The organism is Streptomyces sp. NPDC051963, from assembly GCF_044593495.1.
In the GTDB taxonomy this organism is placed as follows: Bacteria; Actinomycetota; Actinomycetes; order Streptomycetales; family Streptomycetaceae; genus Streptomyces.
In genome coordinates, this window is the sequence record NZ_JBIUCC010000006.1 from 44,727 (window position 1) to 69,402 (window position 24,676).

The following is a 24,676-nucleotide window of genomic DNA, read 5'->3' on the forward strand; positions in this document are numbered from 1 at the left end:
ACCGGTCCGCTGGGCCTGCGGCTGCAGACGCCGGCCGATCCGCGGTGTCGGCGCGGGAGGCGTCACCCTTTCATGGCCGTCATGTTGGTGGCCTGCTCGGCGGTGGTCGCCGACGCGAAGTCCTGCGCGGCTATCGGGCAGTGGGCGAAAGAGGCTCCGCAGGCGCCACTGCCCCGGAGAACCAGATCGTCGAACGATTCCTCGAAGAAGCCCTCCGTCTCGCCGAACGCGGCTGACGACGGGCACCCAGAGGGGAGCCATGGAAACTCATACCGATCCCGAGTCCACCTCGTCGATCCTGCGGACGCCGCCGCTGCGGGACGCCGAGGGTGCGATCGCTTATCTGCGCCGCTGCGCGCTTGGCGAAGGCGCGCCGCCGGCGCTGCTGACCCTTGATCCCCGATTCGAACGCGCCTTCCCCGGGCCGCAGGCCCGCGAGGTACTGCGTGAATACCTCGGCGCCGAACCCGGGTTCGACCTGACCGAGGAAGCGTTCTCATCGATGCTCTCCCTGGTGCTCCTCCTACCGCCCGCAACCCCGGCCGAGCGGGACCTCGTCGCGCAGTGCGCCGCGCACGTCGATCAGTGCCGCTGGCAGCGGCGCTACCGCTTCTTCCGCGGAGCCAACGGATTTCCCGCCGACACCGACTGCACGGCCATCGCCGCAGGCGCCCTCTACGAGCACGGCCTGCTTTCGGACCCAGACTTCGAGCGCGCGAAGACGGATCTGTTTGCCGCGGCCGCACCGGCCGAGGAGGAGCCCGCGCACGACGGACCCGCGGATGACGCCGAGCTGCACCCAGGCGTCTTCATGGTCTATTGGGAGGACGGAGCCGAGCCCGGCACCGAGCGCCGTGGGCGCAAGCACGACGCGGTGGCCTGCGCCAACGCCCTGTACACCGTCCACCTGGGCGACACACGACGCACGGCTGATACGCGATCTGCCATCACCGCCACGACACGCTACCTTCGCGACATTCTCAGCTCGCGGCGGTACCTCGCCGGCACCCGCTACTACCCGGCTCCCGACGTGCTGCTCTACGCGGTATCTAGGTTCTGCGCTCGGTTCCCCCAGACGCCGTCTGCCGCGGCGCTGACTCCAGCCCTGAGACGGGCATTCCACGATCTCGATGCAACCGCGCCCGCACACGATCCCGCCGCCGAAACTGGCAGCGCGATGTCGATGGCGCTGCGTATCTTGACGGCCGACCACCTCGATATCACCGCAGGCCAGCCGGAACGGCGCACGAGGCTCCAGCGGGCACAGCGACCCGACGGGTCCTGGCCCGCCTGCCCCTACTACCGAATGGGCCGATTTCCCCTCTACTTCGGCTCGCCCTACCTCACCACGGTCTTCGCCATGAGAGCGCTTCGACCGCGAGAGCAGGCCGATCCATGACTACGCACCCCTCTACCCACCTCGGGCCCTACCAGGCAGACATGATCAGTCAGCACCATCGCGATTTGACCGAGGAACTGCTCGCATGGTCTCTGCGCGCATGTACCTGCCAGCGCGGGGCCGCCTGGCATGCCAAGAGGGCTTTCGTCGCGTCCACGTTCGAGATCAACGGCGCCCCGCCCGACGCGGCGCCGTGGGAGAACCTGCTGTGCGCGAAGTACCTTGTCTTCTTCCTCGGCCTCGACGGCGGCTCGGCGCACGAGATCAGGGACCTCGCCGACCGGCTCCGCACCGGGCGCAGGGCTTCCGGAGAGCTCGGCGAGATGCACCGAGCCCTGCTGACGGACATCGGCGTGCACGCCGCGAGCACCGCGCGCCTTGAAACCGAGCTCGTGCAACTGTGCGCCGCCACCTCCACCGAAACGCAGCCGGATGCCGCCACCATGACCTGGGACGAGTTTCACGCCGGGCGACTGAACCTGATCGGCACGCACCCCTACCTCACCTGCTGGAGGAGTATCCGCGGACTGCTCGACCCCCAACCGGACCCCGAAACCGAACGCCTCGTGGAATGCGCGGTCGAGGCGACCTACCTCGCAAACGACCTGGCATCCCTGGAGAAGGAAACACGCGCCGCAGAGCCGGTGACATCCAACTCGGTACGCTTTCGCGCACAAGTTTCCGGTGATCTGAACGCGGCTGCCGACGCGGCCGTCGACCGGTACAACCACATCGTCGAGTTGTTCAGGCGAACGTCCCCTGCGCCACTGATCGCCATCCTGTCCGGTGTCATCGACGGCAACGTCAGCAGCCACCTGCACCTGTCCGCACTGGAATACCCTGGCGCTGCGGCGGCACTGCGCCGATTGCTGACCATCACACCCACGCGAACCTGATCTCCTTCTCTTCGACGGGTGAGGGCGGTCAGAACGCCGGTGTCCTACGCATTGGTGTCCTCCTGGTTGGTGTGGCGGATCATGCGGCGCAGGCTGGTGCCAGGGCGATTTCAAGGTCGAGATGATCTCGTAGGTGTGCAGGTCACGGCGGTGTGACGATGATCGGTGGGCGCGCGACATACGCAGCGAAGCCCCGTTGTGGAGGTGACCTTCCCAAGTCGCCTTTGCCCAACGGAGCTTCGATGTGTCACCAGTCTGCCACCGTCTGTCTGATCAAGTCGCCCACGCGTCAGCACCGTGTGACCGGTCCGCTGGGCCTGCGGCTGCAGACGCCGGCCGATACGCGGTGTCGGCGCGGGAGGCGTCACCCTTTCGTGGCCGTCATGTTGGTGGCCTGCTCGGCGGTGGTCGCCAGCGCGAAGTCCTTCGCGGCTATCGGGCAGTGGGCGAAAGAGGCTCCGCAGGACGCTCTCGAACGGCTCGGGGCCCGTACCGCGACGGCGTTCGCCGTGCGTATCGGGCCCAGTGGCGCGACGATCCGGCGGGTCGTCCAGCGCACCTGTCCCGGCGGGCCGGCTGACCTGCTGGGATGCGATCCGGCGGGGGCCGACACGCTTGCCGTGGACGGCAAGAGCGCCCGCGGCTCGCGGCACGACGGCACTCCGGCCCCGCACCTGCTGGCCGCGATGACCGGCGGCGGCCAGACCGTCACCCAGTTGCGAGTCCCGGCCAAGACCAACGAAATCCCCTGCTTCACGTGCCTGTTGGAACCGTTCGACCTGACCGGGGTGACCGTGACCGCTGATGCCCTCCATACCCAGCGCGAGCACGCCTGCTTCCTCGTCAAGGACAAGAAGGCCCACTACGCGTTCACCGTGAAGAAGAACCCGAAGGGACTCTATGAGCAACTTCGTGCCCTGCCCTGGAACCGGGCCACCGCGAAGTTCTACGACCGCAGCACCGGCCACGGAAGGCTGGAGACCCGCGTATTGCAGGCACTGACTGTCACCGATCTCGGCGTCGACTTCCCGCACGCTGCCCAGGTCGCGAAGTTCGTGCGGCACCGCACCTCGGCCAGGACCGGCAAGCGCACCCGCGCGACGGTCTACGTCATCACCGACCTCACCAGCAGACAAGCCTCCCCCGAACGGATCGCGAAGGCCGTCCGCTCGCAGTGGACCATCGAGAACCGGCTCCACTTCGTGCGAGACACCGCCTTCCGCGAGGACGCCTCCAAGATCCGCACCGGACACGGACCGGAGAACATGGCCACTCTCCGCAGCTTCGCGATCAACCCCCTCCGCGCAGCCGGCCACACCAACGTCGCGCCGGACTCCGCGAGATGGCCGTGCGCCCCTTCGAACGGCCACTGGCCGGTTGTGGAGGGTCGCCATGGCCCGGGGTGCGGACCCGGCGTGGACGGTGGAGGCGTCCTCGGCGAAGGTGACGTCCCTGATGTGGTGCGAGGAGTTCTCCAATCCCCGGTGTCCGCGGATCGTGGCGGCCAGGTCGGCGGGGCCGGCTTGGTGGGCGTCGAGGCTGGTGACGGCGTAGACGCTCCCGCGGGTCTCGCGTGCGCCGGTCTGCTTGCGGCGGCGGTGGACGCGGATGGCCAGGCGGGCATGGGGAAAGGCGATTCCGCCGAGTTCGTCGGCGATCCCGCACGTCTTGATCGAGCGGGACTCGCGGCATCCGTGTCCGGCCCCGGAGGCGGCGTGCTGGACTGTGATGGACTGCCAGGGCAGGGCGTCGAAGGTGACGACGGTGCCGGTCAGGTCCAGCAGTGCCAGCAGCGGCCGGAAATGTGCGGTTTCGTTCATCTTCGCACCGACCTCCACATGAGCGAGCGTCACGACGGTGCCGTGAGTGACCGCGGAGAGCAGATGTCGGCACGTCGCGGTGAGACGGGCTGATCCCTTGAGTGCTTTGCCGTCGACAGCAAGCGCGCGGCCGCCCGGACGCGGAGAGCGACGGCACCCGGGCGGGTTCGGTGGCGGTACGGTGCCGGTCGGCCAGGTAGGCGCCGACCGCCCGCTCCAGGGCGTCACCGTCAACAGCCCCCAGCACACGGCCGATCGCGGCCGACGCCGGAGTGCGCCGCCATCTGAGCAGGTAGCGGCGGATCCCGATCACTGTCAGGAGTGCGTTCGAAGCACGCTGACCCCACTCGGCGAGTTCGTCGATGCTTCGCGTTCTCGGATTCCACCCAACGACCGTATCGTCAGCCAGCGTCCCGGCTCACACACTCTTACGGAACAGCCCTTGGGGCTAACTGGCTCTAACAAAAGCTGTTGATCATGTGGCTGCTGGCTTGTCTGCTCGTTGGTCTGGTCGTGGGGACGAGACAGTCGCGGCCGTGGATCGTGCCGGATGAACTGTGGTCGCTGATCGAGCCGTTGCTGCCCGAGCCGGCGCCGAAGCTGGTCGAGGGGCGGCCGCGGGTGCCAGACCGGCAGGCCCTGTGCGGGATCCTGTTCGTGCTGCACACCGGTATCCAGTGGGAGTACCTGCCGCAGGAGTTGGACTTCGGTTCGGGCATGACCTGCTGGCGGCGGCTGGCCGCCTGGAACGAGGCCGGCGTCTGGGACCAACTCCATGTGGTGCTGCTGGAGAAGCTGCGGTCGAAGGACAAGCTGGACTGGTCCCGGGCGGTGATCGACTCCTCGCACGTCCGGGCGGCTCGGCGAGGCCGAAAGAGCGGGCCCAGCCCGGTCGACCGCGCACGGCCGGGCAGCAAACACCACCTCATCGTCGACGGGCAGGGCATCCCGCTCGCGGTGTCGCTGACCGGCGGAAACCGCAACGACGTCACCCAACTCCTGCCCCTGCTCGACAAGATTCCGGCCGTCGCGGGCAGGGTCGGAAGACCACGCCGACGCCCGGACGCGCTGCTGGCCGACCGTGGCTACGACCACGACAAGTACCGCCGACTGCTCTGGCAGCGCGGAATCCGCCCCGTGATCGCGCAGCGAGGCCAGCCCCACGGCAGCGGCCTGGGCATCTTCCGCTACGTCGTCGAGCGCACGATCTCCTGGCTGCACGGCTTCCGCCGGCTTCGGATCCGCTGGGAACGACGCGACGACATCCACGAAGCGTTCCTCGGCCTCGCCGTCTGTCTGATCACCCACCGACACGTCCAACGGCTTTGTTAGGGCCTTTAAGCCCAGTGCGGCTCTTCCCCACTGACGCTTTCCCCAGCGAAATGATCTCCGGGTAGGCCACGAGGTCGGGCAGGCGTGAAAGCCCCTGGTGAAACGTCACGAAGGCTCCGGCGGTGCGGCGACCGAGGTGGTGCGAGTAACGATCTCCCGGAAGGTGGTGTCGACACTACGAAGTCGCCGTGCCTCAGCCCACCGGTTAGTCCGGGTGATCGTCTGACCGCCACAACCAGCGCAGGGCATCGGGAAGCAGAACGCCGCCGTGGTTGGGGCTGTGGCCGCCATCGCCCAGGACAAGACGGAAGTCGTAGCCGGCTTCTGCGAGCGCGGCCGCGACGCGCAGGTTGTCGGCGAGCCAGTTTGCATCGGGCTCGTTCCAGCGCAGGTCACGATGGCCCGCTTGCATGAAGATGCGCAGCGGCTTGCGAGGGACACGGGGGATGAGTTCGGGGTATGGGTTACCGCCTGGCATCTGCGTGAAGCTGGACAAGTACCCGATCACCCGGCGGAATTTGTCCGGGCGCAGCCACGCCGCGGTAAAGGAGCAGTTCCCGCCGCTGCTGCCACCACAGATGCCCCACCGGTCGGGGTCCTCGGCGATCGAATAGTGCTTCGTGACCTCAGGAATGATCTCTGACAGGAGAAAGCTGACGTACCGATCGTCGTAGGCGTCGTACTCGGTATTGCGGTTCTTCGGATCCTCAGCATCGGGGAAGACACCCGGGGCGACGAACACGCCGATGGTGACCGGGATGTCACCGCGGTGGACGAGATTGTCCAGAACGATCGCGCCGCGGACCTCCCCTTCAGGGTCCAGATACCACCATCCGTCCTGGAACACCATCAGCGACGCCGGCTCCGAGGGGTCGTACCGCGCGGGCACATGCACCCAGAACTTCCGTGACGTGCCCGGGTAGGTCGCGCTGTCGCTCCAGTCGAACTCGATCGTCTCGCCAGCGGGCACGCCGGGCTGCACGGCGGAATCGGGGCCATGGGCGTAGCGCACGTCTGACTGGTGAATCGGAAGCGGTTGGAATGGCACCTCGATCGTCACGCGGGCCAACCTAGGAGAGATCACGAACGGTCTCAACGGGGTTTATGACTCCCCGCACACACGGCTTGACTTCTCCATTGGGAAGCCACTTGAGTCCTGCGGCATTTGGGCTGTGGCTGAGCGGCAGATCTGGTCGCTGAGTGCTTGATTTGGTCGCTTGAGCGCCGCGGTTGACCGGCTGAACACACGACCGCGGTTTCTGCGCAGGGGGACTGACTCGAGCGGAGTTCGGTCTGTTCGCTCAGTAGCCGGGCGGGATCCGGTCCTGCTGCCCGTCGGCCGGCTCTACCGCGCCGTCGTCCATCTGCGCCCGCTTGGCCACGGCCGGGTCGGTCGAGTCCGAGACCAGCTCCGCGATGCGCAGGGTGCACTCCCACTCCGTCAGCTTGCCTTTGATCACCACCAGGTATGACTCCTGGTCGGCGAAGCGGTACACGTGACGCCGTTTCTCGACGATATTCTTGCTCGGTACATACGTGTGTACGGCAGCACGGAGTGCCTTCAGCGCCTGATCCTTCGTTTCCTGCCCACGGCAGATGAACTCGGTCCTGTACACGTCGCTGTAGTACTCCGCGATCACGACCCAGCTGCCCATGCCCACTCCCCCTCGGCGCCGTTGCCAGTCAGCCACAGCCCAGCTGCCGGAGCAAGAGTGATGCAGACCGAGGATGGGACTGGATGCGAGGGCGGCGGACGGTACGCGCTGCTGACCACCCCCCGCCGAGACGGGCCAATGTCGAGACCACAGTGGCCAACTATCTCTGAGCAGAACGGCCATGCGCCCCTTGAACACGGCTGCTCGCCAGCGGCCTCCCCTCATCCCTGGCCACCTACCTGTGACTGAGCGTCCTACTTGGTTCTGACCGCTCTTCCGTGATGACTACGGCTGAAGGAGGACGCGGGCTCTGAGCAGAGCGAACGAGGCTCGACCATACATTTGCCGTTTGATCGTTTTGATTCTGTTGACGTGGCCTTCGACGATGCCGGAGCTGTAGGGCCAAGGTGAGGCCGGCAGTGACGGCCTGGAGGTCCTGGCGGATGGAGTCGGCGAAGATGCCGATGGCGTACGGGCCGCCCAGCTCGGCCTTCTGGATCCAGTCCCGGAGCAGGTGGCCGCGGCGATGGCGGAGCATGTCCGTGAAGTCCCGCGCGAGGTCAGAGACCGAAGCGGTCTCCAGGGCAGGCGTTGCGGACAGTTTCCAGCTGGGCGATGTCCAAGGGGCTGAGTGTCTCCTCGGACCGCATGATCCATGAGGTGATGTCGCGAGGGCTGGGTGTCACTGCCCGGATGGGGGGTCGCGACGCCCTTCCGCATGGCCGCCACGTAGCGGTTCACGACGTGGTACCCGCCGGTGTAGCCCAGGGCAGACACCTCGCGATAGAGCTGCATCGAACTGGTGCAGCCCGCCTGGAAGCGGTGCTGCACGTGCTCGATGAACGGGTCGAGGACACCGTGCCCGCGGTCCTGCGCCGAGGAGAGGAGCCCTGCGAGGTCCTTGTTCCGGTAGCGCCGGACTGTCTTGCGGTCCAGTTGCAGACTGGGGCCGATGGCGCTGAGCGACAGACCGGTGGAGGCGAGCTCGTTGACCTCCGCGTGGCGTCGTCGAACCCGTTCCAGGAGCGGACTCTCACGTGTGGCCAACGGTGGGATGGCCTCTGCTCCGGCCGGCTGCCGAAGGCACTCACGGTGCCGTCGGCAAGTCTTCTCGACGGCCGTCGAGAGGTTCTGGAGGAGGTACCAGCGATCTGCCACCTCCAGCGCGTCAGGGGCGGCCTGCCTGATGGCCTTGGTGAACGCCATCAGGCGGTCCCGGCAGATGATCTCGGCGCCGGGGTGCTACTGGAGCCAGGCGGCGACCGTGCCAGTCTCTCGATCGGGCAACACGTCCACCGGCCGGGAGGATTCGATGTCGACGAGAACGGTGCCGTAGGTCCGACCCTTGCGGAAGGCGAACTCGTCGATGCCGAGGATCCGTGAGGCCCGTGCTGGCACAGGCGGAGCGGTCAACTGTCCCAGGTTGGTTGTCCGTCGGCCGTAGAGCCGCAGTTTCGTGCTGAGGCGGGCGCCCGGTCGGCCGCCGAGCTCCACGGAAACCGCGTGCATCGCCGATCGCGCCGCTGTCGAACTGCGGCGTCGTGGCTCGCTCATGCCCGATACCTGTTCCACGAAAGTCCGGCGCGGGCACCGGACTTGATCGCAGAAGAACCGGCGCACGCGGAGACGGACGATCAGCCGGTGGCTGCTGACGGGGAGCCCGGCTGTGTGACGCCAGTACCGGCTGTGAACGCGTGCGGCGGGCTGCTGACACTGAGGGCATGCTCCTGGCGGCCCGCAGCCCGTCGCGTCGATCATCAAGCCGTCATCCACTACCACGGCCTGCCGCACTGCAAGGTTCAGGCCCTGGAAGAGGACGTCTTCGAGCGTCTCCGGCTTCATGACGACGTGATCCCCTGGCGGAACGGTCCTGCAATCTCCGGCCTTCAGCGCATGCTGCCAGGTGCGACGGGCTGCAACTGAGCGCTCAGGGAGCCTGGTAGAAGGGGATCGGGATGTCGTGAGCCTTCAGAGCCGCTGTGTAGCGGGCCAGCAGTTCGTCGACGTTGGATAGGAGGATGGCCGCCGCCTCGCGAGCTTCACCGACGTCGCCCTGGTCGCAGGCTTCTACGATTTCGGCGATTTCGGCGCGAATGATCGAAAGGGAATCGCCCTGAATCAGGACGCCCGGAAAATTACGCGGGGGCAGACGGACGACCGCGTCGTTCCCCGGATCTGTGAACAGCTCAGCCTCGACACGTTCCATCCGGTCATCCAACCTGAGACCCGCCCCCTTCTCCAGGCGTAGTCATCACGTGCAAGATCGCCGTCACGCAGAGCATCCATGCGATCCATGAGGCGGGCCCGCCCCTGTGAGCAACCACACCGGACGTACACGTCAAAGTGAACGCCCGTGACGCCGTGCGGCTGTTTCGGGACGGACGCCGACCGCCAGGGAATGATGAGCGACCGTGCCGCGTGATCACATGACCGGGCACGAGATGTGTGCCGGGACGGGCCAGCCGCGCGGGAACGTGCGCGCGACACCCAGCCCGACCCCTTCGGCCACGGTTTGTGACGTCGGCGCCGCCGGCTCCGAAAGCGACACCGGGGCGGCCGCGGAGTCAGTACTCCAGTTCGGGGCGCAGGGAGCCGCCGACCGCTTGGAGGTGCCGCAGCACTTGAGCGTAGGAGTTGAGGAGTCCGGTCTCGTAGTAGGCGATGCCGTGCCGAGCACAGCACGCGCGCACGAGTTCTTGGGCATGGCGCAGGCTGGGCCGCGGCATGGAGGGGAACAGGTGGTGTTCGATCTGGTAGTTCAGTCCGCCGAGCGCGAAGTCGGTGAGCCGGCGGCCTCGGATGTTCCGTGAGGTCAGTACCTGCCGACGCAGGAAATCGATCTTGTCGTCCTTGGCGAAGATGGGCATGCCCTTGTGATTGGGGGCGAAGGAGCATCCCATGTAGAGCCCGAACAGCCCTTGGTGCACGAGGAGGAAGCACACGGCTTGAAGGGGCGGCAGTACCCAGAACACGGCGGCGAGATAGCCGCCGAGATGCGCCGCCAGCAGGCCCGCCTCGGCCAGTTTCGCCGCCCGCGAGGTCGCGGTACCGGTGCGGTCGAGCGATGCCCGTACGCCGGCGACGTGCAGGGCGAGTCCTTCCAGAAGCAGCATGGGGAAGAACAGCCAGGCCTGGTGGCGAGCCAGCCAGGCGTGCGGTCCGCGGCGGGCGCGGGCGTGGTCCTGCGTGAAGGCGATCGCGCCGTCGGCGATGTCGGGGTCGCGGTCGACGTAATTCGGGTGGGAGTGGTGCCGGTTGTGCTTGGAGACCCACCAGCCGTAGCTGAGGCCGATCAGCAGGTCGGCGTGCACGCGGCCGAGCAGGTTGTTGACGCGCTTGGAGGCGGCGATCTGGTGGTGGCCGGCATCGTGCCCGATGAACCCGGTCTGGGTGAACATCACGGCGAGGAAGGCGGCGGTCAGCAGCTGCCACCACGACTGCCCCAGCAGGGCGAAGGCGGTCCAGCCGGCGGCCAGCAGGAGCAGGTTCGCCCCGATCTTGACGGAGTAGTAGCCGGGTCGCCGCTTCAGCAGCCCGCTCCGCTGTACCTCGCGGGACAGCACGGCGTAGTCGCTGCCCCGGCCGCCGGGCGGGGGGTTCGTGGTCTCGGCGTGGTCCGCCGGACCGGTGCCCCGGTTGATGATGTCAGTGGTCACGTTTTTCCTCTCGGGGTGCGCGCGGACCGGTGCCGACGGCGCGGGGGCAAGGCGCCGGATGCGGGAAGCCCGTATGGAAACAGCTCGAGGCAGGCCCGCGGTGCGGGCCTGCCTCGGCAAAGGGTGTCCTCAGAGCGCGCGGGCCTGGTCGGCCTGCATGCCCTTGGGCCCATGGCTGGCGGTGAACTCCACCCGCTGGTTCTCCTCCAGGGAGCGGAAACCACCCGTGTCGGTTGCCGAGTGGTGGACGAAGATGTCGGCGCCGCCGTCATCGGGGGCGATGAAGCCGAAACCCTTGTCCGGGTTGAACCACTTCACGGTTCCTTGAGCCATGTGATGTCTCCTTCGAGCTGACGAGTAGGGCGGAATGCGCACTGCTCGCGCGATCCCGGGCTGCTGGTCGTCGGCCGTCGAAGAGAACTCCCCCAAATAACCACGAAAAGCCCGCTGTCAGAACTCCGCGGGCGCTTCCACGTTCGCAAACTTCAACTACAACCACCGACTTCAACGTCCGGAGCGCCGCGAAGGTTCCCTGCGCCCGGCAGGGTGGCTGCCTGGACGGGGAAGGGGCCGGTGACGCCTGGCGCTCAGCGACGGCGTGCAGCTCGCTCCGGGTCCGAAGGGGTGTACGGTCGCGGCACCGAGCGCACCTCGCATGCCGTCATCCGTTGCGGCGCCGCCCTCGGAGAACGGCAATGGCCGGAGCACATCGGACCGGCAAGACAGGACCGCACCATGCCTCCTGGCTCGTATCCTCGCGCCGGCCTCCATGCCCTGTTCCGCGCCTCGCGGTAGCGGATGTCTGCGGCGAGGTCGTGCTGACCATCGTGGGTGGCGGGACCGAGGCGTTCGGCTTCGCGCAGGATGTGCGTGACTGATCGGCGTTGTCCGGGGAAGCCAGCAGGCAGCGGTGCAGCCACCGGGGTCACGTGTGGTTCGCCGTCCATCGGCAGGAGAAGTCAGATGCTTGCATTCGTGGCGGGTGCGCTCTTCGTCATCGCCTTCATCATTCGCGTCACCGAGACGACGACCGAGGTGATCTTCAGCCCGACTAGCCTCATGTTCGTCGGACTCGCCGTCCTTGCCGTGCACTTGGCCGGCGTGGGGGCCGGCTGGCCCTCCCGGGGTGGTGGACGTCGGCGCTGAGCAAGGTGATGCGTTCCGTCGCCCGGTCGGTGGCTGTCCCATTGCCGGCAGGAACGATGCGACGGAGGTCTTGCCGCTGCAGGCCTCGCGACCGGTCAGTACGTCCGGGACATGTCGGTGTCATCGGCATGCCTGGCGAGGTTCACGCCTTGCTGTCTGACGCGGCGCGGTCGCCGCCTCCGGCAGCCGCGCCTGTGTCTGCTGAGGTGAGGCCCTAGTGCACCCGGTCCTCGCTGGTCTGCGGCGTGTCCTCGTCCGGCAGGTGCACGTCGTTGACCGCGATGTCCACCTCGACGACTTCCAGGCCCGTCATCCGTTCCACCGCCGCGATCACGTTCTCGCGGACCTCTGCGACGACCTCACGGATGCTGACCCCGTATGCGACGACGACCTGGAGGTCGATGGCGGTCTGCTTCTCACCGACCTCGACCTTGACGCCACGCCCCACGCTCGCGTGCCCGCCCGGAACCCGGTCGCGCACCGCGCCCATGGTGCGGGTGAATCCGCCGCCCAGCGCATGGATTCCGGGGACCTCCCGTGCGGCGATCCCGGCGATCTTCTCCACCACCCCGTCCGCGATGGTCGTCCGGCCCCGGGTCTCCGGCGGTTCCTGAGGCCCGGGTCGTGCGGTCTGCGGCATCGCGCCCACGCCGGTCCTCTGCTCACCGGGATCGGACTTCTGCAGGGTTGAACCGTTCGGCTCCGTCATGCGAAGCCACCTCCTCGGGCAGTCGACGAGCTGCCGAACCGGAGCGGCTGTCGGCCGCTGCTTCCGTGCTACTGACCCAAGTACCGTGCAGGGCACCGGATATGCGCGCCACCGCGTTTGACCCTGTCCACATCCTGGGAATGGCGGCCTCCGGCCGTCCGTCGGACCGGATGAGGGACTAGGCTGAGGTACGGACGTCCCAGACCTCGACGGCTTGTCGTTGCTCCACACCGATGGTTGCGGAGAGCGGACTCTTCGTCCGTCACCTGGCGCATCCCTGGAGGGAACCGGGTGGGTCCGCTGTCCTGTCGCACAGGCTGCCGGGCCGGCCATTGCTCCGCCTCCACCGAACGTACGCCCCTGCCGGCAGCGCGCCAAGGAGCCGGGAATCCCGGCGTCACCGCGTGCACTGCCGGATGGTCTTCTGAACCGAGGCGTCATGTCCCTCCCGCAGTTCACCGTCTACCGCCATGGCCGAAGGCATCGGGCACTGATCACCCTGGCCGGGGAGCTCGACCTGGAATCGGCCCCGCTGGTGCGCACGGCACTGGCGTCGTGTCCGAGCGACGGCACCGCACGATCGACATCGACCTCACCGGATCCGGCCGCCCAAGCCCCGCCGCACCAGCCCGTTCCACTTGCCTGTGTCCTCGCGGGTGATGTGCAGTGAAAGCCCGGTCGGAGCGAGGGCAGCCGTACAAGCCCAGTGGCGGCGTGCCGTATGACGCGGACGCGGTGCGGTTACGTCGGGTGAACCGCTGGCAGGCGCAGGGCGTGAGCGGGGGGCTCGCGGATCCGTACGTGGACTCCCGCGAGACGTCTCCCAGTGAGGCGTACCGACCGCCCGGCCGCCAGGCCTTCCTGAACCATCTCACCACCGAGATCCGTCGGCCGGGGTTCGCCATGGTGACCGCGGAAACGAACAGCCGGGTGGGATCCGCATTCGGCTTCCCGGTGCGCAGCGACGGCTTCTGGTGGCTCGGGGCCGATCACCCCACCCTCACCGCACTCCGCTCCAGGGGGTGGCTGGACATGGGAGAGATCCGAGGGCCGATCAGCGCCACGCTGCTCCGGGTGCTGGTCCTTCCGGTCAGGGAACGAACCGTGGTGCGGCTGGGGGGACTTGCTCGCGGTGTGTGGACCGGTGGTCCGGCTGAGGCCCGACAGCCGGTCGGCGCGGATTCAGGTGCTGGTCGCGGGGCAGGCGGCCCGACGTGGTGGCCGGGTGGGCGTGGTGGATGTGTGCACCGCGGCCGTGGCCGCGCTTCCGGTCGGTGGAGCCGGTGTGTCGGCGATGTCCAGGGTTGCGGGGAGCCATCCGCTGTGCAGCACCGACGACATCAGCGAGCAACTGGAGGTGCTGCAGCTCATGCTGGGCGAGGGGCCCTGTGTGGACGCCTTCCTGCAGGGCTCGCCCGTTCTGACGCCCGATCTGCTCACCGGTCACCTGCAGGACCGCTGGACCCTGTTCGCCGATGCGGCGCTGGAAGCGGGAGCACGCGCGGTGTTCGCGTTCCCGCTGCAGACAGGAGCGATCATCCCGGGAGTTCTGGACCTGTACGCCGGGGTGCCGACGGTGCTGGACGCGGAGGAACTGGCCGACGCGCTGGCGTTCGCGGATCTCGCCACCCTGCTCCTGCTCGATGCGCGGATCGACGAGACGGACGCGCCGGCCGGCAGGCGGTCGCCCGACCGGAACGTCGAGGACCTGGGCGGATACCGGGCGGAGATCGACCAGGCCACCGGCATCCTCACCGTCCAGCTCGGCATCGGCATCGACGAAGCCTTCGTACGGCTGCGGGCCCACGCCTACGGGCAGGGACGCCGGCTCGCCGACGTGGCCGCCGACGTGGTGGCCCACCGACTCCGCTTCTCCCCGGAGCCGGAACCCGAACCGACCGACGAGGAAACATGACTGACCGGCGCCGTCCGACGAACGTGCTGCACTTCCCGCCCCCTCCCGGCGGGACTAGTCTCAATCGAGGGTGCCAACGATGAATCAGCAGCTCCTGGCCAAGACCTTCGTCGAGCTGGCCGACAACCTGGTCGCCGACTTCGACCTGATCGACTTCCTGCGCCTGCTCACCGACCGCTGCGTGGGGCTGCTCGACGTAAGCGCCGTAGGCGTGCTGCTCGCCGACCGGGACGGCGAACTGCGCGTGATGGCCGCCTCCGACGAACGGGTACGCCTGCTGGAACTCTTCCAGCTCCAAAACGACGAAGGCCCCTGCCTGGAATGCTTCCGCACCGGCACACCCGTGGCGGTCTCCGACCTCAGGACCGAGACCGCTCGCTGGCCGCGCTTCGCGGTGACGGCCCGACGCAGCGGCTTCGGGGCGGTCCAGGCGCTGCCGATGCGTCTGCGCGACGAGGTCGTCGGCGCCCTCAACCTCTTCCGCATCACCCCCGGCCCCTTCGACCCCGCCGCCACACCCATCGCCCAGGCCCTCGCCGACGTCGCCACCATCAGCCTCCTGCAGCAACGCACCACCCAACGCAGCACCGCCCTCAACGAACAACTGCAGACCGCGCTGAACAGCCGCGTACTGATCGAACAGGCCAAGGGAAAACTCGCCGAACGTCAGGGCATCGACATGGAACAGGCCTTCACCACCCTGCGCGGATACGCCCGCGCCCACAACCGCCGCCTGTCCGAACTGGCCCGCGCCTTCATCGACGACACCGAACCCCTCCCCGGCCTGGGCTCCTGACACCGTCGCCGAGGCGGTGACCGCACGCAGCTGCCCGAGGACGAAGAACCACACTCGGGAGCGTGGCGATAGATGGCGGACCGCCGCCTTGGGTCACCGTTCTACAGACGGCGCCAGCGAGCCGAGGCGAAGGAGAAGACGCCGAAGAGAATCAGCCCGATGGCGACGGCGACCAGCAGCCATGGCCCCACCGGTGTTTGCGTGAAGCTGCGGAGCGTGGCGTCCACGCCTTTGGCCTCATGCGGATCGAAGCGGACGGCTGCCACCAGGATGAAAATCCCGGCCGCGGCGAACACCATGCCCCGTGCCACGCCTCCGACCACGCCCAGAGCGGTGACGACCTGCTTCGTACCGTGGCTCATGGTGCCGGTGTCCAGCTGCTTGAGGAAGCGCCGCATGGCCGCCCGGACGGCGAGTACCGCGCCGATGCCGATCAGCAGGCAGCCCGCGGAACCCACCAGCACCCGGCCGTACGGCAGCTTCAGCGCCGATGCCGTCCAGCCCTGCGACTGCGCATTGCCACTGGAACCCTTGCCGCCCCCGGCTGCGTACACGGCGGTCGCCCAGCAGATCGCGGCGTAGAAGAGCGCCCGTCCGCCGTCAAACACTCGCGAGGCCGCTTTGCGCCGAGGCCCCCTGCCAAGGACCGCGCGGGCGCCCCGCCACAACGCCATGCAGCCGAAGCCGACGACCAGCGCCCACAACATGGCCTTCCCGAAGGGCTGCGCCGCGATCTGGGCCAGCGCGCCCTGGCGGTCCGCCGATTCGCCGCCGTTACCGAGGGCGATCCGGACGGCCAGTACACCGATGAGGACGTACACCACGCCTCGTGCGGCAAAGCCCGCCCGTCCGGCGGCCGTCAGTGTGCGCCTCTCCGCCAAGCGACGGGTATCGGACCCGGCGGCCCGACGCCGCCCGTGCACCCGGGACGTCGTCACGATGCCTGCCTCAGAGCGTGGGTGTCGGCCATGACCTGATCGCGCAGGCGGGCACAGATGCGGGTGATCAGACGGGAGACGTGCATCTGCGAGAGACCCAGCTGCAGAGCGATGCGGTGCTGCGTCATCTCGCAGAAGAACCGCATATAGAGGATCTGCCGGTCGCGTTCGGGAAGTGCTCGCAACAGCGGGCGGAGCGCCTCGCGGTTGACGATCAGGTCGAAGCCGGGCTCCAGGTCACCGAGGGTGTCGGTCAGTGGGTGGCTGTGCTCGAAGCGGCCGGATACGGCGTCCAGGGGCAGCGCGGTGAAACTCTCCAGGGCGCCCTGTCCCAGACGTACTTCCGCCTCGGTGAGTCCGGCGTGCGCGGCGATCTCATGGACGGAGGGTTCGTCGCCGTTGAGCGACGAGCACTCATTACCTGCGGCGCGGACCTGGCCGCGCAGTTCCTGTACGCGCCGCGGCACATGCACGATCCAGAGTTCGTCACGGAAGTGCCGCTTCACCTCGCCGAGGATCGTCGGTATGGCAAAGCTCGGGAAGGCGGTGCCGAGACCGGGGTCGAAGCGGGCCACTGCCTTGACCAGGCCGAGTTGGGCGACCTGGTTGAGGTCCTCGAGAGTCTCGCCGCGATGACGGAAGCGCCGGGCGAGCCGTGCGGCCATCGGCATCCAGGCGCACACCGCCTCCTGCCGCAGCGCGGACCGCTCCGGACCGTCCGGCAGAGCGGCGATACGGCGGAACGCGGCCTCGGTGTCCGGAGCGTCGTCGTAGGGGCGTGCTTTTTGTGGACTCTGCGTGCGCTGGTACGTCATGGGCACGTGTCTCCCTGATCGGTGGCGTCACTCACCGTGGGAGCGGGCAGACCGCAGCGCGCTGGGGAGCAGCGACTGCTGCTCCCACGGGCGTGCCTCCGGTCTGAAGCACGTTGGACGGATTCCCGGCCGGCCCGCTTTCAAACAAGCTCTGTGTCACGCAACTTCGGCTGCCCACGGGCCGTCCCCGCCCGGACGGCACCGCCTGCCCAGCCGAATGACATGCCCCTGGGCGGTCTTTCCGGAACCGGATGGTCAACTGACCACGCTGCAGGCGCCCTTGACCGATTCGTGCGGGCAGGCGGCCCGCGTGATCGCCACCGCTACGGGTACGCAGTCGGCATGAGACACCTCCGCGGACTCGATGCACGGCCCTTCGCGCGCATCGCCTCGGCCCACCCCTTGCTGCCGTGGCTGACCGGTGCGGCCGCCATGGGCCTGTCAGGCAACCGTGGCGCACGCCGTGCCGCCCTGCGCGCCACCGGCTCACTCGCCCTTGCCTCCGCCGCCGTCGGCGTCGCCGCCAAGTCGGCCGCCGGCCACCGATTTCTGCCTCGGCCCGCCACCCGGGCGTTGCCGTCCGGGCATGCGGCCGCCGTCGCGGCCTTCGCAACCGCCGTCACATTGGAATCGCCCTGGCTGGGCGCCGCGCTCATCCCCCTGGCCACGGCGGCCGCCGTCGTTCGGGCCCGCACCAGCACGCATTCGCCCGGTGATGTTCTCGTCGGCGCCGTCCTCGGGGTCGGTGTCGCGGCGGCGACATGCCGTTGGTGGCCGCTGCACGTGGACGAACCCGCCGACGCAGCCCGGCCGAACGTCCGTGTCCCCGCGCTTCCCGCGGGTCTGGGGCTGATCGCGGTCGTCAACAGCGACGCGGGCGGCGACACCCCGGCCGAGGCCGAACTACGGATCCTCCTGCCGATGGCGGACATACGGCTCTCCGAGAGTGGCGTCGACCTGCACCTGGTGCTCGACCAAGCCGCCAAAGACGTGCTCGCCCGCGGTGGCGCGCTCGGCGTCGTCGGCGGCGACGGGACGGTCAACGCGGCAGCCGTCCGGGCCACCGAGAGCGGACTGCCACTGGCCGTGTTCCCTGCCGGCACCCTCAACCACTTCGCCACCGACCTCGGCCTTCCGACCTTGAAGTCCACCGCCGACGCCGTGGAGGCGGGCTGCGGCGGAGCCGTCGACCTCGGCCGGGTCACCTCCGCCGACGGTGCCGGCACGTACTTCCTCAACACCTTCAGTATCGGCGTCTACCCCGAACTCGTCCGGGCCCGGGAAGCCCGCGAGAGACGCCTGGGCAAGTGGCCCGCCCTCGCCGTCGGTCTGCTCCGCGTCCTCGCCGACGGCACCCCCAGCCAGGTCACCGTCGACGGACGGCACCGACGGCTGTGGCTGCTCTTCGCCGGCAACAGCCGCTACGACCCGCCCGGCTTCGCGCCCTCCTACCGCCGCAGCCTCAACGACGGACTCCTCGACATCCGCACCGTCGACGGCAGCCACTCCTTCGCCCGCACCCGGCTCGTCACCGCCTTCCTCACTGGAACCCTCGCCCGCTCCCGCGTCTACCAGGCCACTACGGTCACCCGGCTGCGGATCGACGGATTGGGCGAGGAAGAGGACTACACCCGCGACGGCGAAGTAAGCCCGGCCGCCGGCACACTCCATCTCGACAAAGCGACACGTGTGCTCACCGTCTACCTGCCGCCACCGCAGTGACCCCCGCCTGCGGGGTGGCGCTCTTCGAGCGTTCTGCCTGCTCAACGGCTTCGGGGGCGGAGAAGAGGCAGGCCGATGTTTGAGTCCCAACAGATGGGCTACACAACGGAGGCGTCCGACGGCCGTTGTGGACGAAGGCACCGGAGAGTTGAGCTCACAGCTCCCGGTGCCGTCCGCCGGACACACGGGCCGTCACCGCCGGTCCGCCAGATGGATGCGCCGCAGTCCCCGGCGCAGCTCCCGCCGTATCGGTTCCGGGAGCACCTCGTCCTCCGTCGTGGCGACCAGAGCGGCGGCCACGTCACGGAGCTTGATGTTGCAGTGCTGCGACACGTCCACCAGCAGGTCCCATGCCGGCTCGCTGGAACACGGCGCCAGGGCCATCACCATGCCACGTGCCTGGTCGATCACCGCGCGGCTCGTCAGCGCGCGGTACAACTGCTCATTCCTGGCGCGTAGTTCGACGACCTCGGTCAGTAGAGCCGCTTCCTCCGCCAAAGCCACGGCCGTCAACAGCGGCCGTTCTTCGCGAAGCGTAGTCAGCTGGCGCATGGTCCTCACAGGGCAGTCATCCCGTCCGTAGGCGGATCAGCGGCGTGCCAGTTGCCGTTCGCCGGCCGCACCGGGCTTGTAGGCCAGTCCGTAGTGCTTGAAGATCGCTTCCTCCTGCTCGGCGGGCAGCACGTCGTCGGTGCCGATCGAAGGGGCCTGCCTCACCAGCGTTCTGACATAGCCGACCCTGAGATATCCCGGCCCGGCGATCGCGTCCTCGATGGGAACGAAAAGCAGACGGTGCCGAGTGGGCAGTCCGGCCCGTACCGTGGCCATGGCCGGCTCGTCCGTGGTGGTGTCCACGTAGACCGCCTCCAGGACACCGATCTTGTGGCCCTCCGTGTCGACGACATCACGATTGCGCCATTCGCGGACGTCGGCTGCGTGAATCATGACCTTCCCCTTCCGGACGGCTCCACAGCCGGGGATGAGTCGCATCCCCGGTCTTCCGCGTAAAGCCGCCGCAGTGCATGCCGCAGCGCCTGCTGCATCAGCCGCGAGAGCGGCTCACCCTCCCAGGCGGCGACCATGGCCACGGCCACGTCCGGAAGTTTGGTGTTGCACTGCCGTGCCATGTCCACCAGCAGGTTCCTGGCCACCCCACGGCGGCAGGGGGCCAGGACCATCACCATGCCTCCGGCTTGATCGATCACCGCCCGGCCGGCCAGTGCCCGCCGCAGCTGATCGATCTCGGCGCGCAGCGCCCCAACATCCTGACCGACCGCATTCCCTACCGGGGCCTCGGCCGCCACATCCCACCAATCCTTTGGGAGCACGGTTGTGCGATGCATGGCATCCGCCTCTCTACGATGTCCGCGCGTCCCGTGTGACTGAAGCCGCCCCGGAACCTCTGGATGTCGGGCAACTTCATCGGTCACCCACGGCGTTCCTGGTCCCGACGGTCTTCGCGCTTCCAGCGTGCACGGTGCTGACGGCTGTAGCGGCGGTCCCAGCGGTCCTGACGATCCCGGCGGTTCTGGTAGTCCCGGTAGTCCCCGAGATCGGAACCGTCGCCGTTGATCCAGCCTCCCCCGCGATCACGGCCGTGGCGTGTGGCGCCGAAGACCAACACGGCCGCGGCCACCCACCAGAGGGGGCTGACGAAGCCGAGGCCGAACAAGACCAGGATGAGGATCAGAAGCAGAAGGAACACGCCGGGCCTCCCCGGAGCGGAACAAAGCATGACTGCCGGGGGCCGGGGCCTGTTCGAACAGACTAGCCCTCCCCAGAGGTTGCGGATAGCGGCCCAGGTCAGTGTCTTCCGCCGCCGAGACCGGATGGCCACTTGCCGTCTGTTCAGAGGTGTGCGGCGGGAGCTAGCGTGCGCGGTACGGCCCGAGCCCCCGGCAGCGTCGATCACCTCTTGCGCTCCTTCGAGGGCGCACCTGGCGCACCGGTGCCGGAATCTGCCCCGCCCCCATCGGGCCGCTCCCGCACTCGCCGTCGCTACGCGATCCTGGCGCAGCCTCGATGCGCCCCATGCGGGCATCCTCCCTCTGTTGCCCGCCGCGTCGCACGCATCCCATCGCAGGCGGTACACATGTACGCGCTGATCCTTCCGGCTTCGACCCCCTTCGTCCTGCTCGCCACCGTGATGACCCTGTCCTGGTGGGAGGACCACATCCTGCCGGCGCCGCCGGTCGAGCCGGTCGAAGCTCCCGCCGAGGCCCCGTTCGTCGCAGCGGCCCCTGCCCAGCACCCAGAACTCCCCCGTGACGACACCGCGTTGACAAGGGAAGTTGCCGGGCGTTGACTGACGGCACGGCGTAGGGCTGTGCCACTCCGGATCGTTCGGGGGCAGCATTCCTCCTTCCCGCTTCGCCCGGACCCCGCGGAACTCAGGAAATCCCCGCGATCTGGAGGCCCGGCGATGATCTGGATTCTTCTCTTCCTGCTGATCCTGGTGGTGTTCGGGTTCGGCTTCACCCTGCAGATGCTCTGGTGGGTCGCTGCCGTCCTGCTGGTCGTCTGGCTCGCCGGCTTCGCGATGCGCGGTCGGGGTGGTGGCAGGCGCGGCGGTGGCAGCCGCCGATACGGCCGCAGTCGCCGGTAGTCCGCACCAAGCGCTCTCCCGCCCGCGGGAGCCCATTCAGCGAACGAGCAGAGGACAGCCATGAGCGTCGGACAGACGATCAAGCACAGGACCCAGGCATTCAAGGGCCGGATCACCGAACGCATCGGCCGGACCACCCGCAACAGGCGACTACAGCGGCAAGGCAGGACCGACCGGGTCTCCGGAAACCTGAAGCAGTCAGGCGACAAGGCCAAGGACGCCTTCAGGCCGTGACCACATTAGCCCCGGGCCGTGCCCACATCGCGTGGACACCGCCCGGCAGGCCCCAATGCTCAATGAGCCGACAGGAATTGACGGCAATGAAGCAGCCCAACGTGCAAGACGAGAGCCAAAGAAGGCGGCCATGTTCACCGTCGTGATCATCGCCGTGATCGTCATCGGTCTGGCCACCCTTCTCTACTTCGGACGCGGCCGAGCCGGCGGCGGTGGCGGGCGCGGGCTGAAGCGACGCTTCGGACCCGAGTACGCCCGCGCCGTCGCCCGCCACGACGGCGACATCAAGGCCGCCGAACAGGAACTCGGCGAGCGCGTCAAGCGGCACGGCTCCCTCACGGAGCAGCCGCTGTCACCCCATACCCGCGAGCACTACGTGGCGCAATGGGCTGCCATCCAGAAGCAGTTCGTCGAGTCACCGCAGCAGGCCGTCGCCGAGGCGGACGCGCTGCTGGCGAGTCTGGCAAGGGATCGCGGCTTCCCCGACGGCGGGCAGTTCGAGGACCAGGTCGCCGCCCTGTCCGTCCACCACGCCGACTACGTCCAGGGCTACCGCAGCATGCACACCGCAGCCCGCGACCAGAGCGGCACGGAAGAGATGCGGGAGGCCATGGTCGAAGCCAGAAGCCTCTTCGAGGCACTGATCGCCGAACAGCCGGCCGACCCGGACGGGCCCCGCCCGCCGTCCCCCGACGACAACGGCCACGCACCGCGGGCACTGAACCGACGCCACGCGAAGGGAAGTAGCACGTGATGTCGCACAACACCGAACACGCACGGCAACCCCAGACCGAGGGCCCGGATCAGCAACCCAAGACCGAAGGCCCGGATCCCGCGATGCAGCGCGCCCCGCGGACACTCCACACAGAATCCGGTCACGCACCGCGCGAGCCCGGCACCAGCACCGACAGCCCCGATCGCAAGCCAGGCCAGGACCTGGTCTCGCAGGGCGAACGGGACAAGCTCGCCCTGCGTCTCCAACAGGCCATGACCAGCTTCGTCGAGAGCCCTCGCCAGGCGGTGGAGGCGGCCGACGCAGTCTTCGGCGACGCCGCCACACAGTTCACCGACACCCTCAAAGAACGGCGCCGCGTCCTGCGTGCACGCTGGCAGGACCCGGACACCGACGTGCAGACCGAGGAACTACGGCTCGCGCTGAGGCAGTACCGGGAGATCACCGAACAGCTGCTGCACATGTCGGCGCCCGCCGGCCAGTGACACCGTCCCTCCCCGCAGGAAGCACAGCCGCCGCAGGAAAACCGGTGCCTGTATCACACCGGTCGGACTGCGGCGGCTGTGTTGCGCTGAAACAGTTGCCGCCGATCCGCTGGTACGGCTCAACCGGCCGACCGGGGCGTGAGGTTCGCCGGTACGCAGGTCACGTACGCGGCCGCATGTCCGTGGGGTGAGGCGGCCGAGGCAACTGCCGCGTCGGCAGCCGTACGCCGGTTGGCGCTCACCACGGTCGATCGCCGACTGGCACAGGGGCCACGTCACGGTCTGCTCGATGCCCTGACATAGGCCTCGGACGTGGCCCATCGTCGCCGTTGAGGCAGCGTCGACGATTTGCAGCGGTCAAGTCCGCTCTCGCCGAACGAGAGTTCACGAAGGCGCTGTCGAAACCTGCGTGTACCACGCGTCTCCCTGGATCGGAGCAATGAGTTGCTGCCAGGGGCTCGGACCTCACCCAGCAGCCCAGTGCCACCCCTGCCGAGCGAACAGTGCGCGTGCGGCCGACCTCCGGGGGGAGGCCGGTGTTTCAGACGAGTGCACACATATTGCGGAGAGAGTTCGAGCCCTCCGGCCCAGGATCAGTCGTGCCTTCTCTCTCTGCGGTCAACGCTCAAGGAGCGGTGGTGTCGGAACTGCTCGCGGCACCGCTGCTGGACAGCCCTGACGACGCCGAAGCCCTGGGACTGGAGCTGGGACTGGGGCTGTGGCTGGGACTGTGACTCGGGCCTGGACCAGAGCTGGTGTCCGGCGCCGCACTCGCGTCCGGCGAGGCAGAGCTGCCCGTCTGCAGCTCCGTGCCACTGGAGGCACCCGGGTTGGGTGTCCGGCTGTCGGCGGGATCAGGGGTACCGGCCGAGCCACCGCCCACCGAAGTTCCCCTGCCCGGCTCATTCTTGACGACGGCCGCTACCGGCTTACCCATGATCAGCTCCACCGCGGTCACCGTGACCATCGCGAGGGCGAACACGAGGCCCGTCGCCAGGGCGTACTTCTTCCAGCCGATGGACCTCCGCAGGGAGCCACCCCGATAGGTGGTGACCGACCCGCCTTCGGAGGACGTACGGGGCCGTACCGCGTCAACAGCCGAAGGGTCGGCCGGTAATGCGAACGCCGCCCGGGCGTCCGCGCGGTGTTCCGCCCGCTCCTCGCCCGGCGTCCTCGGCACTCCTATCGGCGGCACCCGGCTGCGGATCCCCTCGCCCGTCCGTCGGAAAGCATGCGAGAACACCGCTGCGCCGGTGGTCGCGCTGGCGCTGACCACAGCGGCGCCGATGATCGTCCCGGTCACCCCCAGCAGGGACGCCAGCACCGCGCCCACCACCGTCGCGAGTGCGCTCGCCACCACCTGCACAGCAGTCAGGTCGAGCACCTTGCGCTTCGGCGCCCGTCCCTCTTCTTCTCTGCGATTCTCCATGAATATCCCTTGATAGTTCCGAAGCCCCGACCCCCCTCGACGCCGTGACCATCTGTGATGGCGGACAGCGAGGACCAACAACGGGACGACTGCCCGGCTGACGGGGTGTCACCTGCGATCAGTGACCACCCTGTCGGTGGGTAACACGGCAGGGCGGCACTGCATCGGAGCCGCGATCACGGCCGTGCAGACATCGCGGCGTCCCTCTCCCGGACCAACCGTGGGACCGGCCTCAGGACTATGCTGTGCACGGACGTCCCAGACCTCGGCGGGCCACCGCTGCTTGGCTCACATGCCTGCGGAGAGCGGACCACTCGTCCGCTCGCCCCGCGCATCCCCGAGGGAACCGGCTGGATCCTACGCCCCGGAACACCGGCTGCTGGATCGGTCA

At 68.4% G+C, this 24,676-nt stretch carries 28 protein-coding genes; 14 read left to right on the forward strand and 14 right to left on the reverse strand.

Translation table 11 applies throughout. From position 1 onward, the window contains the following. Positions 1 to 259: 259 nt before the first annotated feature. From ACIHFB_RS24640 to ACIHFB_RS24655, 4 genes are all read left to right on the forward strand, one after another. A complete protein-coding gene (locus ACIHFB_RS24640) occupies positions 260 to 1,399 on the forward strand; it encodes a hypothetical protein (RefSeq protein ID WP_365287526.1) in 1,140 nt (379 codons plus the stop codon). A 41-nt stretch (positions 1,400 to 1,440) separates the two neighbouring features. Next, positions 1,441 to 2,295, forward strand: a complete 855-nt coding sequence (locus ACIHFB_RS24645) for a hypothetical protein (RefSeq protein ID WP_400127916.1) — start codon at positions 1,441 to 1,443, stop codon at positions 2,293 to 2,295. Positions 2,296 to 2,678: 383 nt separating this feature from the next. Further along, the gene (locus ACIHFB_RS24650) at positions 2,679 to 4,208 is read left to right on the forward strand and encodes an ISAs1 family transposase (RefSeq protein ID WP_400128266.1); all 1,530 of its coding nucleotides are present in this window, start codon (positions 2,679 to 2,681) and stop codon (positions 4,206 to 4,208) included. Positions 4,209 to 4,592: 384 nt separating this feature from the next. Next, complete coding sequence (locus ACIHFB_RS24655) at positions 4,593 to 5,447, forward strand: IS5 family transposase (protein WP_400127917.1); 855 nt, start codon at positions 4,593 to 4,595, stop codon at positions 5,445 to 5,447. Positions 5,448 to 5,652: 205 nt separating this feature from the next. On the opposite strand, the gene ACIHFB_RS24660 is transcribed toward ACIHFB_RS24655, so the two are convergent. The 6 genes from ACIHFB_RS24660 to ACIHFB_RS24685 all read right to left on the reverse strand — a co-directional run bounded on the left by ACIHFB_RS24660 (position 5,653) and on the right by ACIHFB_RS24685 (position 11,091). Next, on the reverse strand, positions 5,653 to 6,507 hold the full coding sequence (locus ACIHFB_RS24660; RefSeq protein WP_400127918.1) for an alpha/beta hydrolase: 855 nt from the start codon (positions 6,505 to 6,507) through the stop codon (positions 5,653 to 5,655). A 241-nt stretch (positions 6,508 to 6,748) separates the two neighbouring features. Further along, positions 6,749 to 7,102, reverse strand: a complete 354-nt coding sequence (locus ACIHFB_RS24665) for a hypothetical protein (protein WP_400127919.1) — start codon at positions 7,100 to 7,102, stop codon at positions 6,749 to 6,751. Between the two features lie 1,242 nt (positions 7,103 to 8,344). Beyond that, positions 8,345 to 8,944 carry a transposase family protein gene (locus ACIHFB_RS24670; RefSeq protein ID WP_400127920.1) on the reverse strand — a complete coding sequence of 200 codons (600 nt, stop codon included), beginning with the start codon at positions 8,942 to 8,944 and terminating at the stop codon, positions 8,345 to 8,347. Positions 8,945 to 9,029: 85 nt separating this feature from the next. After that, positions 9,030 to 9,308 (reverse strand): DUF6959 family protein, encoded by a 279-nt coding sequence (locus tag ACIHFB_RS24675; protein WP_365288660.1) that lies wholly within the window; start codon positions 9,306 to 9,308, stop codon positions 9,030 to 9,032. Positions 9,309 to 9,666: 358 nt separating this feature from the next. Further along, a complete protein-coding gene (locus ACIHFB_RS24680; RefSeq protein WP_400127921.1) occupies positions 9,667 to 10,758 on the reverse strand; it encodes a fatty acid desaturase family protein in 1,092 nt (363 codons plus the stop codon). A gap of 129 nt (positions 10,759 to 10,887) precedes the next feature. After that, complete coding sequence (locus ACIHFB_RS24685) at positions 10,888 to 11,091, reverse strand: cold-shock protein (RefSeq protein ID WP_365288656.1); 204 nt, start codon at positions 11,089 to 11,091, stop codon at positions 10,888 to 10,890. 630 nt (positions 11,092 to 11,721) lie between these two features. Here ACIHFB_RS24685 and ACIHFB_RS24690 point away from each other — a divergent pair. After that, positions 11,722 to 11,904 (forward strand): hypothetical protein, encoded by a 183-nt coding sequence (locus ACIHFB_RS24690; protein ID WP_365288654.1) that lies wholly within the window; start codon positions 11,722 to 11,724, stop codon positions 11,902 to 11,904. A gap of 214 nt (positions 11,905 to 12,118) precedes the next feature. Here ACIHFB_RS24690 and ACIHFB_RS24695 read toward each other — a convergent pair whose 3' ends face one another. Next, complete coding sequence (locus tag ACIHFB_RS24695) at positions 12,119 to 12,613, reverse strand: Asp23/Gls24 family envelope stress response protein (protein WP_400127922.1); 495 nt, start codon at positions 12,611 to 12,613, stop codon at positions 12,119 to 12,121. Between the two features lie 439 nt (positions 12,614 to 13,052). On the opposite strand from ACIHFB_RS24695, the gene ACIHFB_RS24700 reads away from it, so the two are divergent. The 3 genes from ACIHFB_RS24700 (at position 13,053) to ACIHFB_RS24710 (ending at position 15,324) form a co-directional block, all read left to right on the forward strand. Further along, entirely contained in the window at positions 13,053 to 13,283 is a 231-nt protein-coding gene (locus tag ACIHFB_RS24700; protein ID WP_365288652.1) for a hypothetical protein, read from the forward strand. 474 nt (positions 13,284 to 13,757) lie between these two features. Beyond that, the gene (locus tag ACIHFB_RS24705; RefSeq protein ID WP_400127923.1) at positions 13,758 to 14,528 is read left to right on the forward strand and encodes a GAF and ANTAR domain-containing protein; all 771 of its coding nucleotides are present in this window, start codon (positions 13,758 to 13,760) and stop codon (positions 14,526 to 14,528) included. A gap of 79 nt (positions 14,529 to 14,607) precedes the next feature. Next, entirely contained in the window at positions 14,608 to 15,324 is a 717-nt protein-coding gene (locus ACIHFB_RS24710) for an ANTAR domain-containing protein (RefSeq protein WP_400127924.1), read from the forward strand. Between the two features lie 101 nt (positions 15,325 to 15,425). Here ACIHFB_RS24710 and ACIHFB_RS24715 read toward each other — a convergent pair whose 3' ends face one another. Together ACIHFB_RS24715 and ACIHFB_RS24720 are read right to left on the reverse strand one after the other, a co-directional pair. Then, entirely contained in the window at positions 15,426 to 16,262 is an 837-nt protein-coding gene (locus tag ACIHFB_RS24715) for a DUF1206 domain-containing protein (RefSeq protein WP_400127925.1), read from the reverse strand. Beyond that, positions 16,259 to 17,077 (reverse strand): SigB/SigF/SigG family RNA polymerase sigma factor, encoded by an 819-nt coding sequence (locus ACIHFB_RS24720; RefSeq protein WP_365281694.1) that lies wholly within the window; start codon positions 17,075 to 17,077, stop codon positions 16,259 to 16,261. Before ACIHFB_RS24720 ends, ACIHFB_RS24715 begins: the two co-directional genes overlap by 4 nt. Positions 17,078 to 17,419: 342 nt before the next feature. Between ACIHFB_RS24720 and ACIHFB_RS24725 the strand changes: the two genes are divergently transcribed. Beyond that, positions 17,420 to 18,799 (forward strand): diacylglycerol kinase family protein, encoded by a 1,380-nt coding sequence (locus tag ACIHFB_RS24725; RefSeq protein ID WP_365281697.1) that lies wholly within the window; start codon positions 17,420 to 17,422, stop codon positions 18,797 to 18,799. Positions 18,800 to 18,991: 192 nt separating this feature from the next. On the opposite strand, the gene ACIHFB_RS24730 is transcribed toward ACIHFB_RS24725, so the two are convergent. The 4 genes from ACIHFB_RS24730 to ACIHFB_RS24745 form a co-directional block, all read right to left on the reverse strand. Beyond that, positions 18,992 to 19,351 (reverse strand): ANTAR domain-containing protein, encoded by a 360-nt coding sequence (locus ACIHFB_RS24730; protein ID WP_365281700.1) that lies wholly within the window; start codon positions 19,349 to 19,351, stop codon positions 18,992 to 18,994. Positions 19,352 to 19,387: 36 nt separating this feature from the next. Next, positions 19,388 to 19,744: a PRC-barrel domain-containing protein gene (locus tag ACIHFB_RS24735; protein WP_365281703.1), complete on the reverse strand. Its 357-nt coding sequence runs from the start codon at positions 19,742 to 19,744 to the stop codon at positions 19,388 to 19,390. After that, positions 19,741 to 20,142, reverse strand: a complete 402-nt coding sequence (locus ACIHFB_RS24740; RefSeq protein ID WP_400127926.1) for an ANTAR domain-containing protein — start codon at positions 20,140 to 20,142, stop codon at positions 19,741 to 19,743. Before ACIHFB_RS24740 ends, ACIHFB_RS24735 begins: the two co-directional genes overlap by 4 nt. An 83-nt stretch (positions 20,143 to 20,225) precedes the next feature. Further along, on the reverse strand, positions 20,226 to 20,504 hold the full coding sequence (locus tag ACIHFB_RS24745) for a hypothetical protein (protein ID WP_365281708.1): 279 nt from the start codon (positions 20,502 to 20,504) through the stop codon (positions 20,226 to 20,228). A 387-nt stretch (positions 20,505 to 20,891) separates the two neighbouring features. Between ACIHFB_RS24745 and ACIHFB_RS24750 the strand changes: the two genes are divergently transcribed. From ACIHFB_RS24750 to ACIHFB_RS24770, 5 genes are all read left to right on the forward strand, one after another. Next, on the forward strand, positions 20,892 to 21,104 hold the full coding sequence (locus ACIHFB_RS24750; RefSeq protein ID WP_400127927.1) for a hypothetical protein: 213 nt from the start codon (positions 20,892 to 20,894) through the stop codon (positions 21,102 to 21,104). A 117-nt stretch (positions 21,105 to 21,221) separates the two neighbouring features. Then, positions 21,222 to 21,404 (forward strand): hydrophobic protein, encoded by a 183-nt coding sequence (locus ACIHFB_RS24755; protein WP_365281712.1) that lies wholly within the window; start codon positions 21,222 to 21,224, stop codon positions 21,402 to 21,404. 60 nt (positions 21,405 to 21,464) lie between these two features. Then, positions 21,465 to 21,638 (forward strand): CsbD family protein, encoded by a 174-nt coding sequence (locus ACIHFB_RS24760; RefSeq protein ID WP_365281714.1) that lies wholly within the window; start codon positions 21,465 to 21,467, stop codon positions 21,636 to 21,638. A gap of 130 nt (positions 21,639 to 21,768) precedes the next feature. After that, the gene (locus ACIHFB_RS24765; protein ID WP_400127928.1) at positions 21,769 to 22,392 is read left to right on the forward strand and encodes a hypothetical protein; all 624 of its coding nucleotides are present in this window, start codon (positions 21,769 to 21,771) and stop codon (positions 22,390 to 22,392) included. Then, the gene (locus tag ACIHFB_RS24770; RefSeq protein ID WP_400127929.1) at positions 22,392 to 22,856 is read left to right on the forward strand and encodes a hypothetical protein; all 465 of its coding nucleotides are present in this window, start codon (positions 22,392 to 22,394) and stop codon (positions 22,854 to 22,856) included. Before ACIHFB_RS24765 ends, ACIHFB_RS24770 begins: the two co-directional genes overlap by 1 nt. A 625-nt stretch (positions 22,857 to 23,481) precedes the next feature. On the opposite strand, the gene ACIHFB_RS24775 is transcribed toward ACIHFB_RS24770, so the two are convergent. Then, a complete protein-coding gene (locus tag ACIHFB_RS24775; RefSeq protein WP_400127930.1) occupies positions 23,482 to 24,285 on the reverse strand; it encodes a hypothetical protein in 804 nt (267 codons plus the stop codon). Positions 24,286 to 24,676 lie beyond the last annotated feature (391 nt).

Bases quoted from the DNA above. Each gene is read 5' to 3' on its own strand.
- ACIHFB_RS24640 (WP_365287526.1), top strand. From the start codon at position 260: ATGGAAACTCATACCGATCCCGAGTCCACCTCGTCGATCCTGCGGACG.
- ACIHFB_RS24645 (WP_400127916.1), top strand. From the start codon at position 1,441: ATGATCAGTCAGCACCATCGCGATTTGACCGAGGAACTGCTCGCATGG.
- ACIHFB_RS24650 (WP_400128266.1), top strand. From the start codon at position 2,679: ATGTTGGTGGCCTGCTCGGCGGTGGTCGCCAGCGCGAAGTCCTTCGCG.
- ACIHFB_RS24655 (WP_400127917.1), top strand. From the start codon at position 4,593: ATGTGGCTGCTGGCTTGTCTGCTCGTTGGTCTGGTCGTGGGGACGAGA.
- ACIHFB_RS24665 (WP_400127919.1), bottom strand. From the start codon at position 7,102: ATGGGCAGCTGGGTCGTGATCGCGGAGTACTACAGCGACGTGTACAGG.
- ACIHFB_RS24670 (WP_400127920.1), bottom strand. From the start codon at position 8,944: ATGAAGCCGGAGACGCTCGAAGACGTCCTCTTCCAGGGCCTGAACCTT.
- ACIHFB_RS24675 (WP_365288660.1), bottom strand. From the start codon at position 9,308: ATGGAACGTGTCGAGGCTGAGCTGTTCACAGATCCGGGGAACGACGCG.
- ACIHFB_RS24685 (WP_365288656.1), bottom strand. From the start codon at position 11,091: ATGGCTCAAGGAACCGTGAAGTGGTTCAACCCGGACAAGGGTTTCGGC.
- ACIHFB_RS24690 (WP_365288654.1), top strand. From the start codon at position 11,722: ATGCTTGCATTCGTGGCGGGTGCGCTCTTCGTCATCGCCTTCATCATT.
- ACIHFB_RS24695 (WP_400127922.1), bottom strand. From the start codon at position 12,613: ATGACGGAGCCGAACGGTTCAACCCTGCAGAAGTCCGATCCCGGTGAG.
- ACIHFB_RS24700 (WP_365288652.1), top strand. From the start codon at position 13,053: ATGTCCCTCCCGCAGTTCACCGTCTACCGCCATGGCCGAAGGCATCGG.
- ACIHFB_RS24710 (WP_400127924.1), top strand. From the start codon at position 14,608: ATGAATCAGCAGCTCCTGGCCAAGACCTTCGTCGAGCTGGCCGACAAC.
- ACIHFB_RS24720 (WP_365281694.1), bottom strand. From the start codon at position 17,077: ATGACGTACCAGCGCACGCAGAGTCCACAAAAAGCACGCCCCTACGAC.
- ACIHFB_RS24725 (WP_365281697.1), top strand. From the start codon at position 17,420: ATGAGACACCTCCGCGGACTCGATGCACGGCCCTTCGCGCGCATCGCC.
- ACIHFB_RS24730 (WP_365281700.1), bottom strand. From the start codon at position 19,351: ATGCGCCAGCTGACTACGCTTCGCGAAGAACGGCCGCTGTTGACGGCC.
- ACIHFB_RS24735 (WP_365281703.1), bottom strand. From the start codon at position 19,744: ATGATTCACGCAGCCGACGTCCGCGAATGGCGCAATCGTGATGTCGTC.
- ACIHFB_RS24740 (WP_400127926.1), bottom strand. From the start codon at position 20,142: ATGCATCGCACAACCGTGCTCCCAAAGGATTGGTGGGATGTGGCGGCC.
- ACIHFB_RS24750 (WP_400127927.1), top strand. From the start codon at position 20,892: ATGTACGCGCTGATCCTTCCGGCTTCGACCCCCTTCGTCCTGCTCGCC.
- ACIHFB_RS24755 (WP_365281712.1), top strand. From the start codon at position 21,222: ATGATCTGGATTCTTCTCTTCCTGCTGATCCTGGTGGTGTTCGGGTTC.
- ACIHFB_RS24760 (WP_365281714.1), top strand. From the start codon at position 21,465: ATGAGCGTCGGACAGACGATCAAGCACAGGACCCAGGCATTCAAGGGC.
- ACIHFB_RS24765 (WP_400127928.1), top strand. From the start codon at position 21,769: ATGTTCACCGTCGTGATCATCGCCGTGATCGTCATCGGTCTGGCCACC.
- ACIHFB_RS24770 (WP_400127929.1), top strand. From the start codon at position 22,392: ATGTCGCACAACACCGAACACGCACGGCAACCCCAGACCGAGGGCCCG.
- ACIHFB_RS24775 (WP_400127930.1), bottom strand. From the start codon at position 24,285: ATGGAGAATCGCAGAGAAGAAGAGGGACGGGCGCCGAAGCGCAAGGTG.